Origin of the sequence: Lentzea waywayandensis (assembly GCF_900115955.1) — a bacterium.
Taxonomy (GTDB): domain Bacteria; phylum Actinomycetota; class Actinomycetes; order Mycobacteriales; family Pseudonocardiaceae; genus Lentzea; species Lentzea waywayandensis.
Genome location: NZ_FOYL01000006.1, coordinates 84,042 through 102,769, shown reverse-complemented (window position 1 = coordinate 102,769; position 18,728 = coordinate 84,042). Strand labels below are relative to the sequence as shown.

Below are 18,728 nucleotides of genomic sequence, written 5' to 3'. Positions count from 1 at the left end.
TCGCCACGCGTCGTTACACAAGTCCGTGCGACTGGGCATAAAGCGCGGCCTGGGTGCGGTCACGCAGCCCGAGCCTGCCGAGGATGCGCGAGATGTGGTTCTTGACCGTGCCCTCGGACAGGTGGAGGCGCTCGGCGATCTCCTTGTTCGTGGCCCCGCCCGCGACCAGCCGCAACACCTCGGCCTCGCGCACGGTGAGCGGTTCGCGAGGGCCGTCGGACCGGCCGAGCACCGCCGCGAGCCGGGCCGCCGCGGCCGGGTCGAACTGGGCCACGCCCGCCGCGGCGAGCTTGACCGCGGCCGCGAGCTCCTGGGACGGCAGGTCCTTGAGCAGGTAGCCGGTGGCACCCGCACGCAGCGAACGCACCACGTAGTCCTCGTCGTCGAACGTGGTCAGCATGACGACCTTGCAGGCGGGCGCCCGTCTGCGCAGCAACGCCACCGCCTCCACGCCGTCGAGACCGGGCATCCGCACGTCCATCAGCACCACGTCCGGGGCCAGCGTCACCGCCCGCTCCACGGCCTCGTGCCCGTCAGCGGCGGTGCCGACGACCTCGATGCCGGGTTGCAGCCCCAGCAGCGACGCGATGCCCTCCCGGATCAACCGCTGGTCGTCGACGACCAGCACGCGCGTCACGCCGTCCCCGCAACGGGAATCGTCACCGTCAGCCGTGTGCCGGCCGGTGAGCTGGCGAGGTCGACCCGTCCACCGGCCAGCGCGACCCGTTCCCGCATCCCGAGCAACCCGAATCCCTCCGCCGCGACACCCATGCCGCGTCCATCATCGGCCACGGTCAGCCGTGCCCGCTCGGCGTCGAGCTCGACCGCGACGGCGATGCGCGTGGCGGTCGCGTGCCTGCGGGCGTTGGTGATGCCCTCCTGTGCCGCCCGGTACAGCGCGTGCAACGCTCCCGTGCCGTGGGCTTCGGGCGAGCCGCTCACCGTCAGCGTCACATCCCCTTGCCCCGCAACGAGTTCGTCCAGGGCTGCGGGCAGGTGGAACGACCGCAGCGACCGGACCGACTCCCGCACGTCGCCCAGCGCCCGCCGCGCCGACCGTTCGGCGTCGAGCACCGCGGCCTTCGCCGTGCCCGGTTCGAGGTCGTGGAACGCGGAAGCCTTCTCCAGCAACACCACGATCGCCGTCAGATGATGGCCGAGGTCGTCGTGCAGGTCCCGGGCCACCCGTGCCCGTTCCGCCGCGGCCGACAGCTCCGCGACCGTCCGATGCGACTCCTGCAACCGGATCCGCCCGTCGCGCTCGCGCACCGCCACCGCGGCCATCGTGATGGTGAGCACCAGCCCCACGGCGAACATCACGAGGTCCGACGCCTGTTCGAGGTCGGCGTACCAGTCCGGGGTGCTCACCACCGCCACCACCAGCACGACCACCGCCAGCACGATCGCGACGCCCTGCCCGAACGCGAAGTAGGCCGTGAACGGCACCAGCAACAACATCACCCGCGCCAGCCCGGAACCGTCCACATAGGCCAGTCCCACGTACAGAGCCGCTCGCAGCACCAACAACCCCGCCGCCACCGGCCCGGGCGTGCGCACCGGATAACGCCGGAACTCCAGCAGGTCCACGGCCACCAGCACCGCCAGCCCGCCGACCAGCAACGGCAGCCGCGTGTCACCGAGCCCGGACACCGCCGCGTACACCCCCGCGACCAGCACCGCGGCACACATCACTGGCGAGACCCAGAACGCCGGTCGCGAGGTGTACATGCCGGTCAGGCTAGTGCCGAACGCGCCGACCAGACCGACCAAGACAGCCACACCAGCACCGCCGCGCACGCGACGTGCACCAGCGCGGTCAACGGCGTGTCCGGCAGCGCCGCGAACACGGCCAGCAGCACGAAGGTGATCCCGTACCCCCAGGCCGGCACCGCGGGGAACACCTTCGCCCGCACCATCGACACCCCGAACAGCACGGTACCGGCCACGAACACCAGCGAGCACACCTTCAGCACCACCTGGGTCAGCGGCGCGAGCTGTCCCGGTTCCAGGAAGAAGATCACCAGGTTCAGCGCGAAGGCCACCCCGGTGAACAGCCCCAGCCCGAGCATGTTCGCGGCGAACGCGAACGCCCCGAACCTGCCCGACGCGTGCGCCTGATGCCCGTGCAACGCCAGCACCGCGGGCGCCCCGAAGGCCGTCCCCAGCCCGATCACCGCACTGGTGAACGCCGTCTCCCCGGTGAAGGCCTCGACGGCTCCCGGCAGCCCGATCGACAGGGCGAGGACGACCCCGCAGGCGGCACCGAACCTCGGCAAGAAGATCTTGTTGTCCGTCACGCCACCGACGCTAGGGACGCCACCGCCGTGCCCCGAAGTCCCGACTGGCCACTTCGGACGTCAGAGGTCATGCCCGGAGGGGTGCCGATCGGCACGTGCCTGCAGGAACGCCGCGACGCGGTGCAGGCCTTCGGTCAGGTGCTCCGGCGCGACCCACCAGGTGGACGGATCGTCCAGAACCGAGCGCTAACACGTGGCCTGGTAGGGCAGGCCTGACACCACCCTCGCCCAGGCTTCCTCGTCCAGCCCGGTCCCGGTGATCCCGCACGCCTGCCGCACCGCGTTGTCCTGGAGGTCGGCGACGCCGGCCAGGTCCCACGGCGTGACGGCACCCTTGAGGTCGAGAGTGGTCAACGTGCGGCCGTCGGGCGCGAACCTCATGTCCATCACCGTGTCGCTCGTCGTAACGGGTGGCCCCAGGTCGTGCGTGGTGGCGAGGTCGGTGGTGTCCCACAGGATCAATGCCCGGCTCCTGTTCGTGGACGCCAGGATCCGGCCGTTGCCGGAGAACTCCATCCCGAGCACCAGTGCGGTGCTCAGCGCGATCGAGGAGGTGTTGCCGGTCGGATCGCCCGGGCCTGCCAGCGGCTGGCCGACACGGGTCGGCTTCGCCCGGTCGGTGACGTTCCAGAGCACGATCGTGCCGTCCGACCGGCCGGTCGCGAGATGCCTGCCGTCCGGGGTGAACGCCAGCGCCGTCACGTCGACGGCGTCGCCCGCCAGCACGGGGGCTTCCTGTTTGACCGGTCGTGTGGGATCGCTGATGTCCCACAACGTGACCTTGCCTTCAAAGTCGTAGATGTTGCCGACCGCGAACAGCTTGCTGTCGGCGGTGAACGCACTGATGAGCACAATGATCGCGGGCATGTCCTTGCCGTAGACGCGCTGCACGGGGTGCTCGGGATCCGACAGGTCCCACAGCACGGACTTGTCCTTGTCGCCGGTGATGAGCATCCGGCCGTCCGGGGAGAACCGCCCCGGTCTGCCGGCACCGGTCAACGGCACACCGCGACGCTTCGGATGCGCGATGTCCGAGACGTCCCACAGCAGGACCTCGTCGCCATCGCGCATCGCGAGGAGCTTTCCATCGGGAGACAACGTCGTGGCGCTGCCCTTGGCGAGCTCGTCCTGCCGGACCGGTCTGCCGGGGTCGGCGAGGTCCCACAGGCGCACACCTCCCTGCTCGCTGCTGCTCGCCAGGGCGTGCCCGTCCGCGCGGTACTCCAACGAGTCGGCCGCCGGCACGACGGTGTCGCGGCGAACGGGCTGGCCGAGGTTCGTGAGGTCCCAGACGATCGCGGTCTTGTCGGCGCTGCCGGTCACGAGCCGGCGCCCGTCGGGAGCGACGGCGATCGACAGCGCGTAGTCGGTGTGCCCGCTGAACGGACTGCCCTTCTTCGTCGGCTGCGCCGGATCCGCGATGTCCCACAACGTCACCGTGCCGTCGTATCCGGCGACAGCTGCGAGATGGGCGTTGGGCACGAACGTCATCGCACTGTTGTTGCCGCTCAACGGCGTGCCCACGCGCCTCGGCTCGCCCGCCGTGACGTCCCAGAGCACGAAAGCGTTCTGGTTCTTGGAGTTCGCGTCCTTCAGGTGCGTGGCGAGCAGCTTGCCTCCCTCGCCGAACGCCACCGGTGCGCGGCCCGCGATCGGCTGGCCGAGCTGACTCGGTCTGGCCGGATCGGAGACGTCCCACAGGACCACGCCCTCGTCGCTGCCCGCGGCGGCCAGCCTGCCGTCCTGCGAGTAGGCGACCGAATCCATGTTCTCGGCGGCGAACGTGGCGAGCGATCTCGGTGCGGACGGATCGGAGATGTCCCAGAACGCGACCGACTGCCTCGTCGCCACGACCAGCGTGCGGCCATCGGGCGCGAATGCCAGAGCCTGCGCGTCCTGCCGTTCCTGCAGCTCGATCACCCCGCGCTGTTTTGGATCACGCGGATCCCGCAGGTCCCACAGCGACAGCTTGTCCTCGTCCTCACCTTCCGGAGCCACCAGGACGTCGCCGACCGGTGCGAACCCGACGACCCTGGAGGAGTTCTTCGGGAAGACCAGTGGCCGATCCAGCCGGCGTGGTGGCGCCGATGTCATGTCCCACAGCGTGATCACGGCGTCGTCGTAGCTCGTCTCCCCCTCCTTGCGCTGCATCCTGCTGGCGGTGGCCAGCGTCTTGCTGTCAGCGGAGAAGGTGACCTCGTCGACGTTGTTGGTGGCACCGGTGAGCGTTCCCCGGTAGGCGGTGCCGGCCAGCGTGCTCACGAGGCTGGCGCGCGTCTGGGAGTCGGAGTGGATCCTCTCCGCGGCGATGCCGAGCTGCAACGCCAGGTAGGGATCCTTGCCGCGGGCGGCCTCTGCCTGCGACACGAGCAGGCGGGCGTTGGCGGTGCGCTGTTGCTCCTGGGCGGCTTGTTGTTGCCGCAGGGCGAACACGGTCGTCACGCTCGCGACCAGGACGAGCACGGCCAGTCCGGCGGTCAGCACGCGCAGTCTGCGGTTCTGGCGCCGTTCGGCAGCGCGTTGCCGCTCCGCTTCTTCCTCCTGGGCGCGGCGCTGGGCCGTGCCGCCGTCGAGGAACTCGCGTTCCAACGGGGTCAGCCCGCCGTCGTTGCCGCGCTCGCGCCACAGTTCCGCCTCGGTGAGCGTGCGCCCACGCAGGAGGGATCCGGTGTCTCGGTCGAGGCCAGCCCACTGGTGCGCCGCGTCCGCGATCTGCTGGTGCAGCACGAGATCCGCGCCGTCACGCTCGATCCACAGGGCCAGCCGGGGCCACGCCCGCAGCAACGACTCGTGCGTGATGGTGGCGCTGTCCGCGTCCACGGTGACCAACCGGTCGCGCGCGAACACGTCGAGCACGCCGCGGGCGTCAGCGGACAGGTCCCCGAGCGGCGTCCGGCGCCGGGTGTGCTCGGCACCCACACCGATCCGGACCATGCGCAGCAACGTGCGGCGCGCGGTCTTGCGCAGGTCCGGTCCCAGCGCCTCGTACGTCCTCTCGGCACGCTGGCTGACCGACTCCCAGATGCCGCCACCGGCCTGGTAGCCGGCGAGCGTCAAGGTCGAGCCGCGCCGCCGTTGCCACGTCGCGAGCAGCGCGTAGGACAACAGCGGCAGCACACCGGTGGCGTCGAACTCGGTCCGCCCGGCACGCAGGTCCTGGAGCACGAGGTCGGCCAGCCCCGGTTCCAGCGCGAGTCCCGCGGCCTCGGCGGGCTTCTCGATCACGTCACGCAGCTCGGCGCCGGTCATCGCGACGACCAGCCCGGTGTTGTCGCGCAACGCGGGCACCAGTTCGGGGTGGGCCATGCACCGGCCGTAGAAGTCGGCCCGCACGCCGATGATCACCAGCGAGTCCTGGGCCGCGCACAGTGCCTCGACGAACTCCCGTTCCTCGTCGGGGACGGCGAAGACCTCCTCGAACTGGTCCACGACGACCACGGCGCCCGGCGCCAGGTGCGCGCGGAGGTTCTCCAACGGCTTCTCGCGCGGCGTGAAGACACGGGTGGGAGCGTTCTCCCAGCCCGGCAGCGCGCCGGACTCGATGGCGGGCAGCAACCCCGCGCGCAGCAGGGAGGACTTGCCCGACCCCGACGGACCGACCACCACGAACGGCCCCGTGCGTCGTTCGTTCAGTCGTGTCAGCAGTTCCCCGATCGCGTCCTCACGCCCGAAGAAGAACCGAGCGTCATGCGCGTCGTACTGGTTCATGCCGCGGTACGGGCACGGTCCGTCCGCGGGCGGCTCGACCGGCGCCTCTTCGACCTGCGGGACCGCGGCGTTGGGTGCCAGCACCAGGCGGCCGGACGTGTCGCTCGCGTGCTGACGGGGCTTCGGCAACCCCTCCGCGGCCAGCACCCGGTCGAGGTGGTCGTACACATCGGACAGAGTCAGCCACTGGCCGCGCGTCGGTTCGCCCTCGGTCAGCAACCGGACCAACCGGCCGGTGAACGCCGTGCACTCCTCACCAGGCAGGACAAGCGCAGTCTCGTCGTGCGCCGCTGCTGCCAGCACGTGCGTGCCGCGCACAGCGCTGGCGGTGAACCCGTCGGCGGCGGCGGTCCCGTACGCGCCGCTCGCCCGTCCGGAGAAACAGCAGTCGAGCACGACCACGGTCGACCGCGCCCGGCACCGGCGCAGCGCCTCACGCACCGCCGAGTACGGCAAAGCCTTGTACGCCAGGCCTTCCACCAGATCATCGGTACCGCTGGTGGCGAGATACAGCTCACTGTCGGTGGACCCCACCAGCCCGTGGCCGACGTAGTAGATGAGCAGCACGCTCTCGGCCTCGTTGGCGGCCGCGGTGATCGCATCACCGAGCTCGCGCGGCGTCGCCGGGTCGAGCACCGTGCGCAGGTTCGCGGGGTCGAGCCCGCACCGTCGCACCAGGACGCGTTCGAGCTCCTCGGCCGACCGCCGCACCTCGGGCACATCGGTCAGCCGCGAGCCGGAGACGTGCGTGCCGGTGCCGGCCAGCACCACCCGCACACCCGGCAGACCCAGCGCGGGCGACGAGCTCACTTCTCCTCGCCCTCGTCCAGCGACGCGTTCAACTCCTTCACGAACGCCATCAGCTGGTCGCCGGTCAACCGCCGCACGTGCTCCGCGGTCACCTCGATGACCGTGTCGTCCTTCTTCGTCAGCTTCACCGACACGTTGCCGACGCGCCGCCGCAGCCACGCGACCAGGACCGACACCAACGCGGTGACCGCACCGCCCTGCCCGAGCGCGACCACCAGCGTCGAGTCGATCGCCCCGAGCTCACCGGCCCCCGGCTCCGCGACCACCAGCCTGACCGCCCCGCGAAGCTCGTCGACGCCGACGAGCTCCTGGTCGAGCGACCGCACCTCGGCGCCCGCGTCGTCCGCTCCCACGCTGATGGTGACCATGATCTCCCCCGCAGTTCGAGTAGCGCAGTACGTTCATCGGGCGCGAAGGGCGGCGCATAACGCCGCCGTTCGGGTGAGCAGCCACGCCACGTCACCGCCCTCCTTCGCAGATGCGACGAACTCGCGCGGAAATACGCCTGGCCACCGCTCTTCCGAGCGCAGAACTAGGAGTTTTGGGCGTGTGCGGTGTCGACCTCCTGGCCGATCCGTGTAATGTGACGGCATCTGTCATGGCTACGAAGTACCGTTTCGCCCGTGATCGCAGGTCACGGGCGTTTTGCTGTTGGTGTCTTCGGCCACGACGGGTTACCTCGGCCCCGCACAGTGCGGGCGCCACATTTATGCTTGGAGTGCACCATGGCCACCGGTACCGTCAAGTGGTTCAACGCTGAAAAGGGCTTCGGCTTCATCGAGCAGGACGGTGGCGGCGCCGACGTCTTCGCCCACTACTCGAACATCGCCGCTCAGGGCTTCCGTGAGCTCCAGGAGGGCCAGAAGGTCTCCTTCGACATCACGCAGGGCCAGAAGGGCCCGCAGGCGGAGAACATCGTCCCCGCCTAGTCCCCTCGCCCGCTGCTGATCGCTCAGCGGCAAGCCTGGACGACACCAGAGCCCGGCCGGATGATCCATCCGGCCGGGCTCTGTCGTACCCGCTACCGGCGGTCCGGAGAACACACCCAAGGGCATGACGCTGCCCCGGCTCCAGATCATCGCGCCAGTTTCGAACGACCATCCCCTGAACCACGTACTTGGCCTGCACGGGCTTCGGTGGGCCCGCACCCCCAGCGCGGGCCCACAAGATCATGGTGCAGCTGTGCGCTACCTGGACGACATCCGTCCACTACTCAGCGACGCTGAGCTGCCCGTATCTCATGCTCGAAAGTCAGTTGCGCGACGATCCGCCAGGCAGGCGGTCAACTCCGCTGCGGGGCGATTCACCGCCACCACCGAGCGCAGCGTCTCGAAACCGAGTTGCTCGTTGACCTTCAACATGTGGGTGTTCTCGGTGTGAGTACCGGTGTGAACGCGCTGCAGGACAGGCCTCTCCTCGATCAACCAGCACACCATGTGCGCCTTGATCCACAGGCCGATGCCGTGTCCCCTGTGGTCGGCGACGACCGCGGTGTCGCCCTGCATCGCCACGGCCGGGCGATTGGGGTACAGCTCGATCTCGGTCAGGCCGACGACCTCACCGGTCTGCTCGTGCACGGCCACGACCACACGCCGTTCGATCTCACGGGAGCGCAGGTCGGCCTCGATCTCCCGGACACGTGCTGCGGACCACTGCACGGACTTGAAGTCGGAGTCGCCGATCGGAGCGTCGTCCATCGCGGCGTGTGCGGCCGCGTAGGACGAGACGAGGTGATCCGGTGCCGCACCGACCCACCGCTCCAGGCGGTAACCCGCGGGCGCCTTGGCCTTCCACCGAGCGGAGTCCGTCTGCGCGAACACCAGCGCCTGCAGCTCCATCGACTTGGCCGGCTGAAAACCGATCTCCAGCGCCCAGCGCTCGCCTGCTCCGCCCTTGAGCAACTGCCACGCCTCGACCACGCCCCGGCCTCGGCCCATCAGCTCGGGCAGCAGCGCTCGCAGCGCCGACGTGCCGATCCCCTGTCGACGCAACCGCGGGTGAACGGTGACAGTCGTCAACGCGATGTGCGCGTTCTCCTCCTCAGGGAATGCGACGGTCACAGCGGCGACGACCAGTCCGTCGCGCCGCACCAGCCAGTGTTCCAGCGCACCCACACCGGTAGGCGGGTTCTTCAGCTTCCCCACGAACTCGTCGAAGGACATGCGCGGTTCGTTCGGCAGGTCGACCGCGTGGCTCTCCACCGACACTTCGTAGTAACCGTGCAGATCCGCCTCGCTCGCCGCAGCCACGTCGAACGCCTTGACGCTGACAACGCCCATCCTCAACTCACTCCTTCGTCCACCGGCACAGCCCGATCAGCTCGACGCCGGACGCCACCGGCGGCCATCACCAGCGCACCGATCATGACCGCACCGAACGTGGGCAGGGCCATCAGCAGTCCGATCCCCGCGTGAAGACAGACACCAAGCACCAACGCGATCCTGCGGAAGCTCGGTCCACAAAGGATGAGAACAGCGATGACCGCCTGCCGCGTGACCAATCCACTACCCCCTCACACCGTCAGGGAGGGGCGCGGCGATCACCCGGTCCAGGTACCAGCACGACACGATCACCAGCGATCGACCCAGAACAGCAAGAAACCCGCCTGACCAGTGGAAACCGCTCGATCAGACGGGCTCTAATTCAAGTGGACCTCGCCACACAGCATGAGAACTCTGTTGTGGCTGCTCAAGGGCCGAGCTCATCAGGAGTGTTCCGCGTCGTCGGCCGCGGCCGTCGCCCGTCGGCTGGACGGTCTTACCAGGGTGAAGGTGACGAGCAGGCTGGTCACGGCCAGGACACCCAGCACCTGTGCGAGACGGGTGGTACGCCCGATCATGCAGTTGCGAACGAAGTCGTCCCAGTAGCGGCGCTCGCTCGCATGGTTGTAGCCCCTCGGGTCGAACGCCAGCGGGCTGCCGCAGTCCGTCATTTCATGATCGCCCGGTGCTCGGAACGAGATCGGCACCAACAGCAGCAACGCGACCAGCACGGTTCCGGCCAGCCCGATCCGGAGTGGAGTGAACCAACCCCGTACTTTGATCACCATTGCGCCGATGATAGGTGTAATCGACCTCGATGCGTCCGACGACGACAGGACGAGGAGACCGCTCGCCTGACCGGCATCCAGGACCTCGATCTTGACGTCCTACTGCGGAAGCAACACCGCTCCACCCTGCCAGTTTGGTCCACAAAGGACTTCCGCCAGCACAAACGCCAGAACGCCAACAACTCCAACGCAAATAGCCGCCGTGGCGTTGCGCTCTTGGTACTGCTCCAGTTCTGCTCCAGCACGATCAACGCGCACGCTGAAGGTGAGCGAACGGTTCGCGTGCCGGGTGGTCGGGCAGCACCGGCATCCCAGACCGTCGAGGACCCCGACGACGCCCGCGGTGAGGGCTGGACCGTCAACCACAAGAAGATCCAGCGGCTGTGGCGCGAGGAAGTCCTCCGCGTGGTCGTGAAGCGGGTCGGGTCCTCCACAGTGCCGCCAGTGCCGTCCGCGACTGGGCCGAACATGGTGTGGGCCATCGACTTCCAGTTCGGCCCGACCATCGACGGTCGGCCGGTCAAGATCCTGTCGGTGGTCGACGATGCCTCAGCATCCACCTGTTCTGGTCCCTGACCCACGCCAAGGTCACCATCGGCGACTGGAAGGAGGAGCACAACCACGACCGGACGCACTCATCGCTGGCTACCGAACCCACGGGCCAACGCTGCGATCTGTACCCACTATTTGGCTCCCACGCGTCTGGTGTCGTATGCCCACATCACGATCTCGACGCGGTTGCGGGCGCCGAGCTTGGTCATCAACGATGCGACGTGGGTCTTGACCGTGCTCAGGCCGACGAAGAGCTCGGTGGCGATCTCGGCGTTGGTCCAGCCCCGTGCCACCAGCGCGAGCACCTCCTCCTCTCGCTCGGTGAGTAGGTCGATGGCCTGGACCGGTATCGCCGGCGCCTGGTCGGCGAAGGTCGCCAGCAGCCGGCGGGTGACGTTGGGGGCGATCAGCGCGTCCCCGTTGGCCGCCGCGTGGATCGCCTGCACGAGGAGCTGCGGCCCGGCGTCCTTGAGCAGGAAGCCACGGGCGCCGGCGCGTAGGGCGCCGAGGACGTACTCATCGAGGTCGAAGGTGGTGATCACGACGACCGCCATCGGGTCCGTCACGTCCGGCCCGGCCAGGCGCCGCGTCACCTCGACGCCGTCGAGCCCGGGCATCCGGATGTCGACGAGGAGGACATCGGGACGCAGCCGGGTCGCCAGGTCGAGCGCTGCGAGCCCGTCTGTTGCCTCTCCCACGACCTCGATGTCGGGTTGCGCGCCGAGGATCATCACCAGCCCGCTCCGGACCAAGTCCTGGTCGTCGGCTACGACAACACGGATGCTCATCCCAACGCCGCCACCGGCAGCACGGCCTCGACCACCCAGCCACCCTCGGGCCCCGGCCCCGCGGAGAGCGATCCGCCGAGGAGCTGGGCGCGTTCGGCCATGCCCAGCAGCCCGAACCCGAGCTCCGGGGCCGGCCCCGGCTCGGTCTGTCCATCGTCGCTGACACGCAGCCTGACGGCGTCGCCCTCCCGGCGTACGTCGATCCCGACGCGGGTCGCGCTCCGGGCGTGCCGCACGGCGTTGGTCAGCGACTCCTGCGCGAGCCGGTACAGCGCGGCGTCCACGGGTCGTGTCAGCCGGGTCAACGAACCGTCCAGCGAGACCTCGACGGCGGGCGTCGCGTCGGCGCGCGCCAGAGCAGGCAGGTCCGCCACACCCAGCTGCGGTGAGTAGGCGACGGCTTCCTCCTCCCGCAGCACCCGCACCATGGATCTCATCTCCGCCAGGGTTCGCGACGCTTCGGACTCGATCACGGCCAGGAACTCGGCAGCCTTCTCAGGCTGGATGCCGGCGACCACACCCCCGGCCTGCGCCTGCACCGCGATGGCCGAGACGTGGTGGGCCACTGTGTCGTGCAGCTCGCGCGCCAGCGCCACCCGCTCCTGATTGCGGATCTCGCGCTGTTGGCGATGCCAGAGGTCCGCGCGGTAGCGGAACACCGCCGCGAGGGCGACGACCAACAGCAAGAGGACGCTCCCGCCGAAAACGTCGGCCCAGCCCGCGGAGGAGGCGTACATCCCCAGCGCGACGACGACTGTCACGAACGCCGTCCCCGAGACCATCTCCCGTCCCGAGCCCCACCGCACCAGGGAGTAGAGCAAGATCAGGACGGCCATAGTGGAGTAGAGGCCGAGGTCCCCGGCGTGCGCGGTCAGCTGGAGGACCGAGAGCAGCCCGGCGACGCCCCACCCGACCAGGGCGGCCATCAGGGGGCGGCCCCGCCGCCAGAGCAGGGCAGGCATCAGCGCCAAGGCGAGCACCGTCACAAGGGGTTGCCAGGCCAAGCCCGGCCGAGCGATGCCCTCGACCAAGGCGGCGGCCGCGACCACGCCCACCAGCAGCCAGTCGAGCCGACCAATGGGTGGGGCGCCGGCGGGCCGCGGCTCATGCCAGACGGAGCGCCGGACGGTGACCACGGCTCCAGCGTAAGGATCGGCACACCTCGGCGTACCCGCCGAAAGAACGAGAGAGAGACCATGCCATCGGCCAGGCGAACCCCAACCTCCGGGCCGAGGTGCCCGCCGCCGGGCTCAGTGATCGTGGACCTACCAATCCTCACCACGACAACGGAGCCCACGATGAGAACACTGGAAGACCAGCGGTTGCCAGTGAGAGCCAAGCTCGCCGCAACGTGGACGAGCTTCATGTTCCTGTACGCCTACGTGGACATTCTCAACTTCTTCACGCCCGGCGTCATCGAAGACATCCTCAACGGCAAGGTCTTCGAGTTCGACCTCTCCCAGACCTTTTCGACCACCGCGCTGACCCTCATGGCCATCCCGATCCTCATGATCGTGCTGTCGATGACGCTGCCCGCCCAGGCGAGCCGCGTCACCAACCTCATCGTCGCCTCGCTCTACGTCCCCGTCACGGCATTCAACGTGGTGGGCGAGTCCTGGCTGTACTTCTACGGCCTTGGCATCGCACTGGAATTGATCCTTCTCGCCCTCATCGTGCGGTATGCCTGGACCTGGCCCCGCACCGCACCGTCGGCGACCGTGGCGACTAGCCCGGACCGTGAAACCGTTCGCGCCCAACAGCAAGCGTGAACCCAAGCGCGGCAACGTCGTCGTCCGCGTCACTGGCACCCGCGGTCATGACCACCCCAACCGTGTCCGGGAAACCGGGTCAGGCTCCGGTTGAGGAAGCAGGTGTAGCCACAAAACCCGGCTCATCGCCAGCGCCGTACCCGAAATCGCGCAATGCCGGTGACTCGACCACCAGCTCCACGACCGAGTCAACGAGGAAATGCCGCACACACCCGATGCCACCCACTCCTGCACGTCACGGAAACGAAGCCGCATAACGAATCTGGTCGGCGGCGGCAGCGGACGACGTCCAGGGTGATCTTCCTGGAGGACCGTCCTCCCGATCTCCTCCACGTCGAGCAAATCGCGAGCATCGGCAATGATCGCTGGTGATCAGCCATCAAACACAAAGAACCCCTCTGACCTGCGTCAACCGCAAGATCAGAGGGGTTCTACCTACAAGTGGAGCTGAGGGGACTCGAACCCTGATCCTCACACTGCCAAACCGCCCACCAAGCTCGGGCAGATAAGAGGAGAGCAGAAAGTGTCACCTGATGACCACCATGTGACCGGTGCTTGCAGAGCGATTTGTCGAATCCCAGGAAATGATGGGAGAGCGTCACCGTGAGCAACCAGCCGCCAACACGCTGCGCGAACACCTGAACCGCGCCGGAAGGACACGTCATGACCGCCACCGCACCCACGGCCCCGACCACACCAGGGGTGCGGTCCTGGTGGGGAATCCCGTTCGCCACCGCCGAGCGATACCGCCGCCCCGTGGTCGCGGGCTTCGATCCGGACCGCCCCTATGACCGCAAGGGCGTCGTCTCTGTCCAGCCCGACAGCGGCGACTGGCTCGAAGCGGACAGCGGGATGGGCGAGGACTGCCTGAACCTGAACGTGTGGGCTCCCGAACAGCCGGCCGGGAAGGCCCTGCCGGTGGCCGTGTACGTGCACGGCGGCGGATTCGAGTACGGCGCGAACACGCAGATCACCTCGAACGCCGCCGGTCTCGCCGCGACAGGACGCGTCGTGGGCGTGTCGGTCAACTACCGGCTCGGTGCTCTGGGCGCGGTCTCGCTCTCGCAGTACGGCGGGCGGCTCGCCGAGGCCAGCAACCTCTTCCTGCAGGACATCATCGCCGCGCTCACCTGGGTCAAGCAGAACATCGCCTCCTTCGGCGGCGACCCCGGCAACGTCACGGTCTACGGCCACAGCGGCGGCGCCTATGCCACCCTCGGGCTGCTCGGCGCCTCCTCCGCCAACGGTCTGTACCGGCGGCTGGCCGGGTTCTCCGGCGGGCCCGCTCGTATCGTCCCGGCCTGGTGGGCCGAGGAGCTCGCGCACCGGTTCGTCACCGAGCTCGGCGTCGCGGACAACCCCGACAAGCTGATCGACCTCGACGCGACCTCCCTGATGGCCGCCCTGCGCAAGGTCTGCCCGACGGACCTCGGAGTCCGCGGCGGGGTGGACAACCAGGCCACCGGTGTCGTCCTGGACACCGGACAGCCCGGCGCGGTGGTGCACGCCCACCCCATGGACGTCCTCGCCTCGGGCGCGCACCGCGATGTCGACGTGCTGCTGAGCATGGCCAGCGACGACATGGGCTGGTGGGTGGCGAACGACCTGGACCGGTTCGACCCGCACACGCTCGATCGTGTCACCGACGAGGTCGCGGGGTGGCGCATTCCCCGCTCACGCGCGAAGAAAATCGTCGACACCTACGACCAGGACGGCCGCACTCCGGCCGAGGTCCGCGCCGCAGTCATGGCGGACTACCTCTTCGCGCTCCCCGCGGCCCGTGGTGCCCTGGCCCACGCCGCCGCGGGCGGCAACGCCCATCTCCTGATGATCGGGCCCGCCGAGGGAGCACCCGCCGTACACGGCACCGAGATGTACGCCCTGGTCGGCCAGGAACAGCCGGGCCGCAGCCCCGAACAGGCCGAGCGCGACACGCGTGTCCGCGACATCGTGCTCGACTTCGTCACCGGCGAGCAGACCCGTCTGTGGCCCGCGGTCACGGACCGGCCCACCTCGGAAAGCGTTGGCACCCCGCCCTTCGAGGCCGACGCCCACTACCAGGCGGCCCTCGACCTGTGGGAGGAGATCGACCGCCCCTGACGGTCACCAGGGATGTCAAGAACGCCGCAGGGAAACGAAACAGAGCAAGGAGCCCGGCATGAGCCAACCGACGGCCACCGGCGATGTCGCACCGGTGACGATGCGGGCCGTCGTCGTCACCCGGCCCGGCGGCCTCGACGCACTGGAGATCAAGGACGTGCCGGTGCCTGTGCGCAAGCCCGGCTGGGTGCGGATCAAGGTGAAGGCGTTCGGCGTCAACGAGTCCGAGGTCACCACCCGCAAGGGCGAGTCGGATGCGGAAGTCACCTACCCGCGCGTGCCCGGCATCGAGGGCGTCGGCGTGGTCGATGAGGCCGACGAGGACAGTGGGCTGCGGCCGGGACAGCAGGTGGCCACGATGATGGGCGGCATGGGCCGCTCCTACGACGGCGCGTACGCCCAGTACGTGACCGTCCCCGCGGCGCAAGTCATTCCGTTCGAGACCAGTCTGCCGTGGGATCTCGTCGGTGCGCTGCCGGAGATGTTCCAGACCGCGTACGGCTCCCTCGCCACCGGCCTCGGACTGCAGGCGGGGCAGACGCTGCTGATCCGCGGCGGCACCTCCACGGTCGGCCTGAGCGCGGCCACGATCGCCAAGGACCTCGGAGCCACCGTGCTGTCCACCACCCGCAGCCCGGAGAGAACCGGGGAACTGCGGGCCGCGGGTGTTGACCATCCCCTGGTCGACAACGGCACCATCGCCGACCAGGTGCGCGAGCTGACGCCGGACGGTGTCGACGCCGCACTGGAGCTGGTGGGCTGCTCGGTCCTCGCCGACACCCTCCGCACCGTCCGCCGGCACGGCACCGTCTGCTTCACCGGAGCCCTGGCGGGCCAGTGGACGATCCCCGACTTCACCCCGTTCATGATCCCCAACGGGGTGCGGCTGACCTCCTATGGCGGGCAGGCCGCCGACCTCCCGGCCGACGTCTTCGCCCACCAGCTCCAGGCCATCTCCGCAGGGCGCCTCACAGTCCCGGTCGCGAAGGTCTACCACGGCCTCGAGCAGGTCCGTGACGCCCAGGCCGACCTCGAGTCCGACACCACGCCGGGCAAGCACGTCGTCGTCCTCACCGACTGACCGTCTCGGCGATCGGCTACGGCTCGATGGGCCTGACCATGGGCTATGGCCCCGGTGACGAGGAGGCGGGCATCGCCGCCATCCGCCACGCCCACGAGCTGGGCGTCACCTTCTTCGACACCGCCGAGCTCTACGGCTGGGGCACGGGCAACAACGAGGTTCTGCTCGGCAATGCCGTGAGCGACTTCCGCGACGAGGTCGTGCTGGCCACCAAGTTCGGCTTCGCACAGACCGAGCAGGGCCTGGGCCTCGACAGCCGCCCGGACAACATCCGCACAGTCACCGACAACAGCCTGCGCTACCTGGGGGTCGACCAGATCGACGTCCTCTACCAGCACCGCGTCGACCCAGACGTGCCGATCGAGGACGTCGCGGGCACCGTCAAGGAACTGATCGACGCGGGCAAGGTCAAGTACTTCGGCCTCAGTGAGGCCGGCCCGCAGACCATCCGTCGCGCGCACGCCGTCCAGCCGGTCTCGGTCCTGCAGACCGAGTACTCACTCTTCGAGCGCGATGTCGAGCAGCTCTTCCCCGTCCTCCACGAGCTCGGCATCGGCTTCGTCCCCTACTCGCCCCTCGGCCGCGGCTTCATCACCGGTACCGCGAAGCCCGCGGCGCAGTACGACGCCACCGACATGCGCAACACCAACCCGCGCTGGCTGCCCGGCAACTTCGAGAAGAACCTCGAAGCCGTGGACCGGCTCGGCCTGCTGGCGGCGGCCAAGGGCATCACCGTCTCCCAGCTGGCCCTGGCCTGGCTGCTCGCCCAGGGCGAGCACATCGTCCCGATCCCGATCACCCGCAGCGCCGCCCGCGTGGAGGAGAACGTCCACGCCGCCGATGTCACCCTCACTGAGGCCGACCTCGCCGCGATCCACGAGATCCTCCCGACCGGGGGATTCGGCGCCCGCTACGCCGAGGAGCACGCCCCCACCTGGGTCTGAACCCACTCCTCGCTCACGGTTGGGTCGTGGCTTCGCGGGCCGCGAAGGCTGCCGGGGTGAGACCGGTGCGGTCGCGGAAGAAGCGGCCGAAGTTCGCGGGATCGGTGAAGCCGAGGTGAGCGGCCACAGTCCGGGCATCCCACCGGGCGCCTCCCAGCAGGCGCCGGGCTTCGAGCAGCCGCCGCTCGTTGATCAGCTCACGCACCCCGTTGCCGGTGGCGTCCTGGGCGGCGCGGCTGAGGGTGCGGACCGAGCAGCCGAGCAGTGCGGCGTAGTCGGCGGCCCGGTGCAGTTCGCGGAAGTGCAGCTCCAGGGCGTCCACGAACCGTCCGTAAGTGTCACGTCGGGCCCTGCCGGCCGTCGTGTCGGCGGGGGCGACGCCGGGGGCGTTGGCGAGGCGCAGCAGCAACGATTCGAGCAGGCTGCGGCGCAGGGCGTGGTGGACATCGAGAGGGCGGCGCCCGAGCGCCCGGTGTTCGTCCAGCAGCTGGAGTGCCGTCTGCTGGAGCCAGGCGGCGTCATCGGGGTGCGGGCTCAGCACGGCAGGGGCCTCGTGCGCGGTGAGCGGGGCCAGGAGGTGAGCGGTGCCGGGCATCAGCACGTCCGGCTCGAACAGGATGAACGGCCCGCGGGCGGCGCCGGGCGGATGCCAGCACTGCGCGTGCCCGGGACGCACCCACAGCCACTGACCGGGGGCGACCGTATGCGTGACGTAGTCGACATCGTGCAGCAGCTCACCCTCGGTGACCAGGATGAGGTAGTGAAAGGTCGCGCGACCCGGAACGGGCGGGTTCCACGGCCAGTCGTCGTGCTGGGCGAAGAAGTCCTCGACGGTAGTCACCTCAAACCCGTACGGAGTGCCGACCGGGGGCTGGAACCCGTACAGCCGAACCGCGGCCGGTCCAGCCTGACCGCGCGTGCGGGAGTGTCGCTTGTGGACCATCACGTGTCCGCAGCTTACTGCCCGTTTCTGCATGTTTCAGGGAAAGGATGGGCTGTGCCGCCACGACCGCGCGGCGCACCTCCGATGCCACAGCCCGTCACCACCCGAGGAGGCAACGCCCCGTGAACGGATCGATCCTGCAGAAGACCGCCGCTGACTGCGCCGAGGAACTTCCCGGAGCCCGGCTGGAGCATCCCTTCGGCCCTGACTGGGAAGTCTTCAAGGTACGAGGCAAGGTGTTCATGCTGATGACCGAGATCCCGGGGCGTCCCGTCGTGATCCTCAAGGCAGACCCCGGCGAGGCCCTTGCCCTACTGGAACACAACAGCCACATCACCCCCGGCTACCACATGAACAAGAAGCACTGGATCACACTGGAGGGCGGAGAAGGCGTCACCGAGGAGTTCGTCAGGGAGCTCGTCACCGACTCCTACCGGCTCGTCGTCGCTCACCTGCCCAAGGCAGAACAGCCCGTCGACCCGCACACCTACGGCAGCGCAACTCGGGCGGCCCGGTGAGCGCGGCCGGTGACCGGCTCCAGGACACCGCCCGCCAGGCGGCCCTCGCCCTCCCCTGCGTCAGCCACGGACGTCCCTTCACCCAAACGGCATTGGATCTCACTGGGGCCAGGCGCCGGCATCACCACGCGACTGATCACCGACGCGGTCGCGGACTCCTACGACCTGG

The 18,728-nt window shown here is 69.2% G+C and carries 16 protein-coding genes and 1 pseudogene; 7 read left to right on the top strand and 10 right to left on the bottom strand.

Translation table 11 applies throughout. The features are described from left to right. Positions 1-13: 13 nt before the first annotated feature. The 5 genes from BM417_RS23615 to BM417_RS47895 form a co-directional block, all read right to left on the bottom strand. On the bottom strand, positions 14-637 hold the full coding sequence (locus BM417_RS23615) for a response regulator transcription factor (protein WP_093598344.1): 624 nt from the start codon (positions 635-637) through the stop codon (positions 14-16). Next, entirely contained in the window at positions 634-1,728 is a 1,095-nt protein-coding gene (locus BM417_RS23610; RefSeq protein WP_093599248.1) for a sensor histidine kinase, read from the bottom strand. The genes BM417_RS23615 and BM417_RS23610 overlap by 4 nt, the downstream gene beginning before the upstream one ends. A gap of 5 nt (positions 1,729-1,733) precedes the next feature. Continuing rightward, positions 1,734-2,297: a hypothetical protein gene (locus BM417_RS23605; protein WP_093598342.1), complete on the bottom strand. Its 564-nt coding sequence runs from the start codon at positions 2,295-2,297 to the stop codon at positions 1,734-1,736. A 186-nt stretch (positions 2,298-2,483) separates the two neighbouring features. Beyond that, positions 2,484-6,815 carry a caspase, EACC1-associated type gene (locus tag BM417_RS23600; protein ID WP_093598339.1) on the bottom strand — a complete coding sequence of 1,444 codons (4,332 nt, stop codon included), beginning with the start codon at positions 6,813-6,815 and terminating at the stop codon, positions 2,484-2,486. Then, the gene (locus tag BM417_RS47895; RefSeq protein WP_093598336.1) at positions 6,812-7,183 is read right to left on the bottom strand and encodes an effector-associated constant component EACC1; all 372 of its coding nucleotides are present in this window, start codon (positions 7,181-7,183) and stop codon (positions 6,812-6,814) included. The genes BM417_RS23600 and BM417_RS47895 overlap by 4 nt, the downstream gene beginning before the upstream one ends. Positions 7,184-7,540: 357 nt before the next feature. Between BM417_RS47895 and BM417_RS23590 the strand changes: the two genes are divergently transcribed. Beyond that, entirely contained in the window at positions 7,541-7,744 is a 204-nt protein-coding gene (locus BM417_RS23590) for a cold-shock protein (RefSeq protein ID WP_030475722.1), read from the top strand. A gap of 309 nt (positions 7,745-8,053) precedes the next feature. On the opposite strand, the gene BM417_RS23585 is transcribed toward BM417_RS23590, so the two are convergent. After that, entirely contained in the window at positions 8,054-9,094 is a 1,041-nt protein-coding gene (locus tag BM417_RS23585) for a GNAT family N-acetyltransferase (RefSeq protein ID WP_093598333.1), read from the bottom strand. A gap of 425 nt (positions 9,095-9,519) precedes the next feature. After that, complete coding sequence (locus BM417_RS23575) at positions 9,520-9,864, bottom strand: hypothetical protein (protein ID WP_093598327.1); 345 nt, start codon at positions 9,862-9,864, stop codon at positions 9,520-9,522. 253 nt (positions 9,865-10,117) lie between these two features. Here BM417_RS23575 and BM417_RS23570 point away from each other — a divergent pair. Continuing rightward, positions 10,118-10,508, top strand: a pseudogene (locus BM417_RS23570) (hypothetical protein); the annotation flags it as partial. Positions 10,509-10,547: 39 nt separating this feature from the next. On the opposite strand, the gene BM417_RS23565 reads toward BM417_RS23570, so the two are convergent. After that, positions 10,548-11,204, bottom strand: coding sequence for a response regulator (locus BM417_RS23565; RefSeq protein ID WP_093598321.1), 657 nt, complete (start codon positions 11,202-11,204; stop codon positions 10,548-10,550). After that, on the bottom strand, positions 11,201-12,340 hold the full coding sequence (locus BM417_RS23560) for a sensor histidine kinase (RefSeq protein WP_093598318.1): 1,140 nt from the start codon (positions 12,338-12,340) through the stop codon (positions 11,201-11,203). Before BM417_RS23560 ends, BM417_RS23565 begins: the two co-directional genes overlap by 4 nt. 162 nt (positions 12,341-12,502) lie before the next feature. Between BM417_RS23560 and BM417_RS23555 the strand changes: the two genes are divergently transcribed. The 4 genes from BM417_RS23555 (at position 12,503) to BM417_RS23540 (ending at position 17,098) form a co-directional block, all read left to right on the top strand. After that, a complete protein-coding gene (locus BM417_RS23555) occupies positions 12,503-12,973 on the top strand; it encodes a DUF6326 family protein (protein WP_093599246.1) in 471 nt (156 codons plus the stop codon). 663 nt (positions 12,974-13,636) lie between these two features. Beyond that, positions 13,637-15,073 carry a carboxylesterase family protein gene (locus BM417_RS23550; protein WP_093598315.1) on the top strand — a complete coding sequence of 479 codons (1,437 nt, stop codon included), beginning with the start codon at positions 13,637-13,639 and terminating at the stop codon, positions 15,071-15,073. A gap of 58 nt (positions 15,074-15,131) precedes the next feature. After that, positions 15,132-16,154: an alcohol dehydrogenase catalytic domain-containing protein gene (locus BM417_RS23545; protein ID WP_093598312.1), complete on the top strand. Its 1,023-nt coding sequence runs from the start codon at positions 15,132-15,134 to the stop codon at positions 16,152-16,154. Continuing rightward, positions 16,151-17,098, top strand: a complete 948-nt coding sequence (locus BM417_RS23540; protein ID WP_281251350.1) for an aldo/keto reductase — start codon at positions 16,151-16,153, stop codon at positions 17,096-17,098. Before BM417_RS23545 ends, BM417_RS23540 begins: the two co-directional genes overlap by 4 nt. Positions 17,099-17,111: 13 nt before the next feature. Here BM417_RS23540 and BM417_RS23535 read toward each other — a convergent pair whose 3' ends face one another. Beyond that, entirely contained in the window at positions 17,112-17,939 is an 828-nt protein-coding gene (locus tag BM417_RS23535) for a helix-turn-helix domain-containing protein (protein ID WP_245822124.1), read from the bottom strand. Positions 17,940-18,163: 224 nt separating this feature from the next. Between BM417_RS23535 and BM417_RS23530 the strand changes: the two genes are divergently transcribed. Continuing rightward, positions 18,164-18,559 carry an MmcQ/YjbR family DNA-binding protein gene (locus BM417_RS23530; protein WP_093598303.1) on the top strand — a complete coding sequence of 132 codons (396 nt, stop codon included), beginning with the start codon at positions 18,164-18,166 and terminating at the stop codon, positions 18,557-18,559. Positions 18,560-18,728: the final 169 nt, after the last annotated feature.

Excerpts from the sequence above, each read along its gene's own strand:
- BM417_RS23545 (WP_093598312.1), top strand. The coding sequence starts at position 15,132 with ATGAGCCAACCGACGGCCACCGGCGATGTCGCACCGGTGACGATGCGG.
- BM417_RS23610 (WP_093599248.1), bottom strand. The coding sequence starts at position 1,728 with ATGTACACCTCGCGACCGGCGTTCTGGGTCTCGCCAGTGATGTGTGCC.
- BM417_RS23565 (WP_093598321.1), bottom strand. The coding sequence starts at position 11,204 with ATGAGCATCCGTGTTGTCGTAGCCGACGACCAGGACTTGGTCCGGAGC.
- BM417_RS23585 (WP_093598333.1), bottom strand. The coding sequence starts at position 9,094 with ATGGGCGTTGTCAGCGTCAAGGCGTTCGACGTGGCTGCGGCGAGCGAG.
- BM417_RS23555 (WP_093599246.1), top strand. The coding sequence starts at position 12,503 with ATGAGAACACTGGAAGACCAGCGGTTGCCAGTGAGAGCCAAGCTCGCC.
- BM417_RS23550 (WP_093598315.1), top strand. The coding sequence starts at position 13,637 with ATGACCGCCACCGCACCCACGGCCCCGACCACACCAGGGGTGCGGTCC.
- BM417_RS47895 (WP_093598336.1), bottom strand. The coding sequence starts at position 7,183 with ATGGTCACCATCAGCGTGGGAGCGGACGACGCGGGCGCCGAGGTGCGG.
- BM417_RS23590 (WP_030475722.1), top strand. The coding sequence starts at position 7,541 with ATGGCCACCGGTACCGTCAAGTGGTTCAACGCTGAAAAGGGCTTCGGC.
- BM417_RS23575 (WP_093598327.1), bottom strand. The coding sequence starts at position 9,864 with ATGGTGATCAAAGTACGGGGTTGGTTCACTCCACTCCGGATCGGGCTG.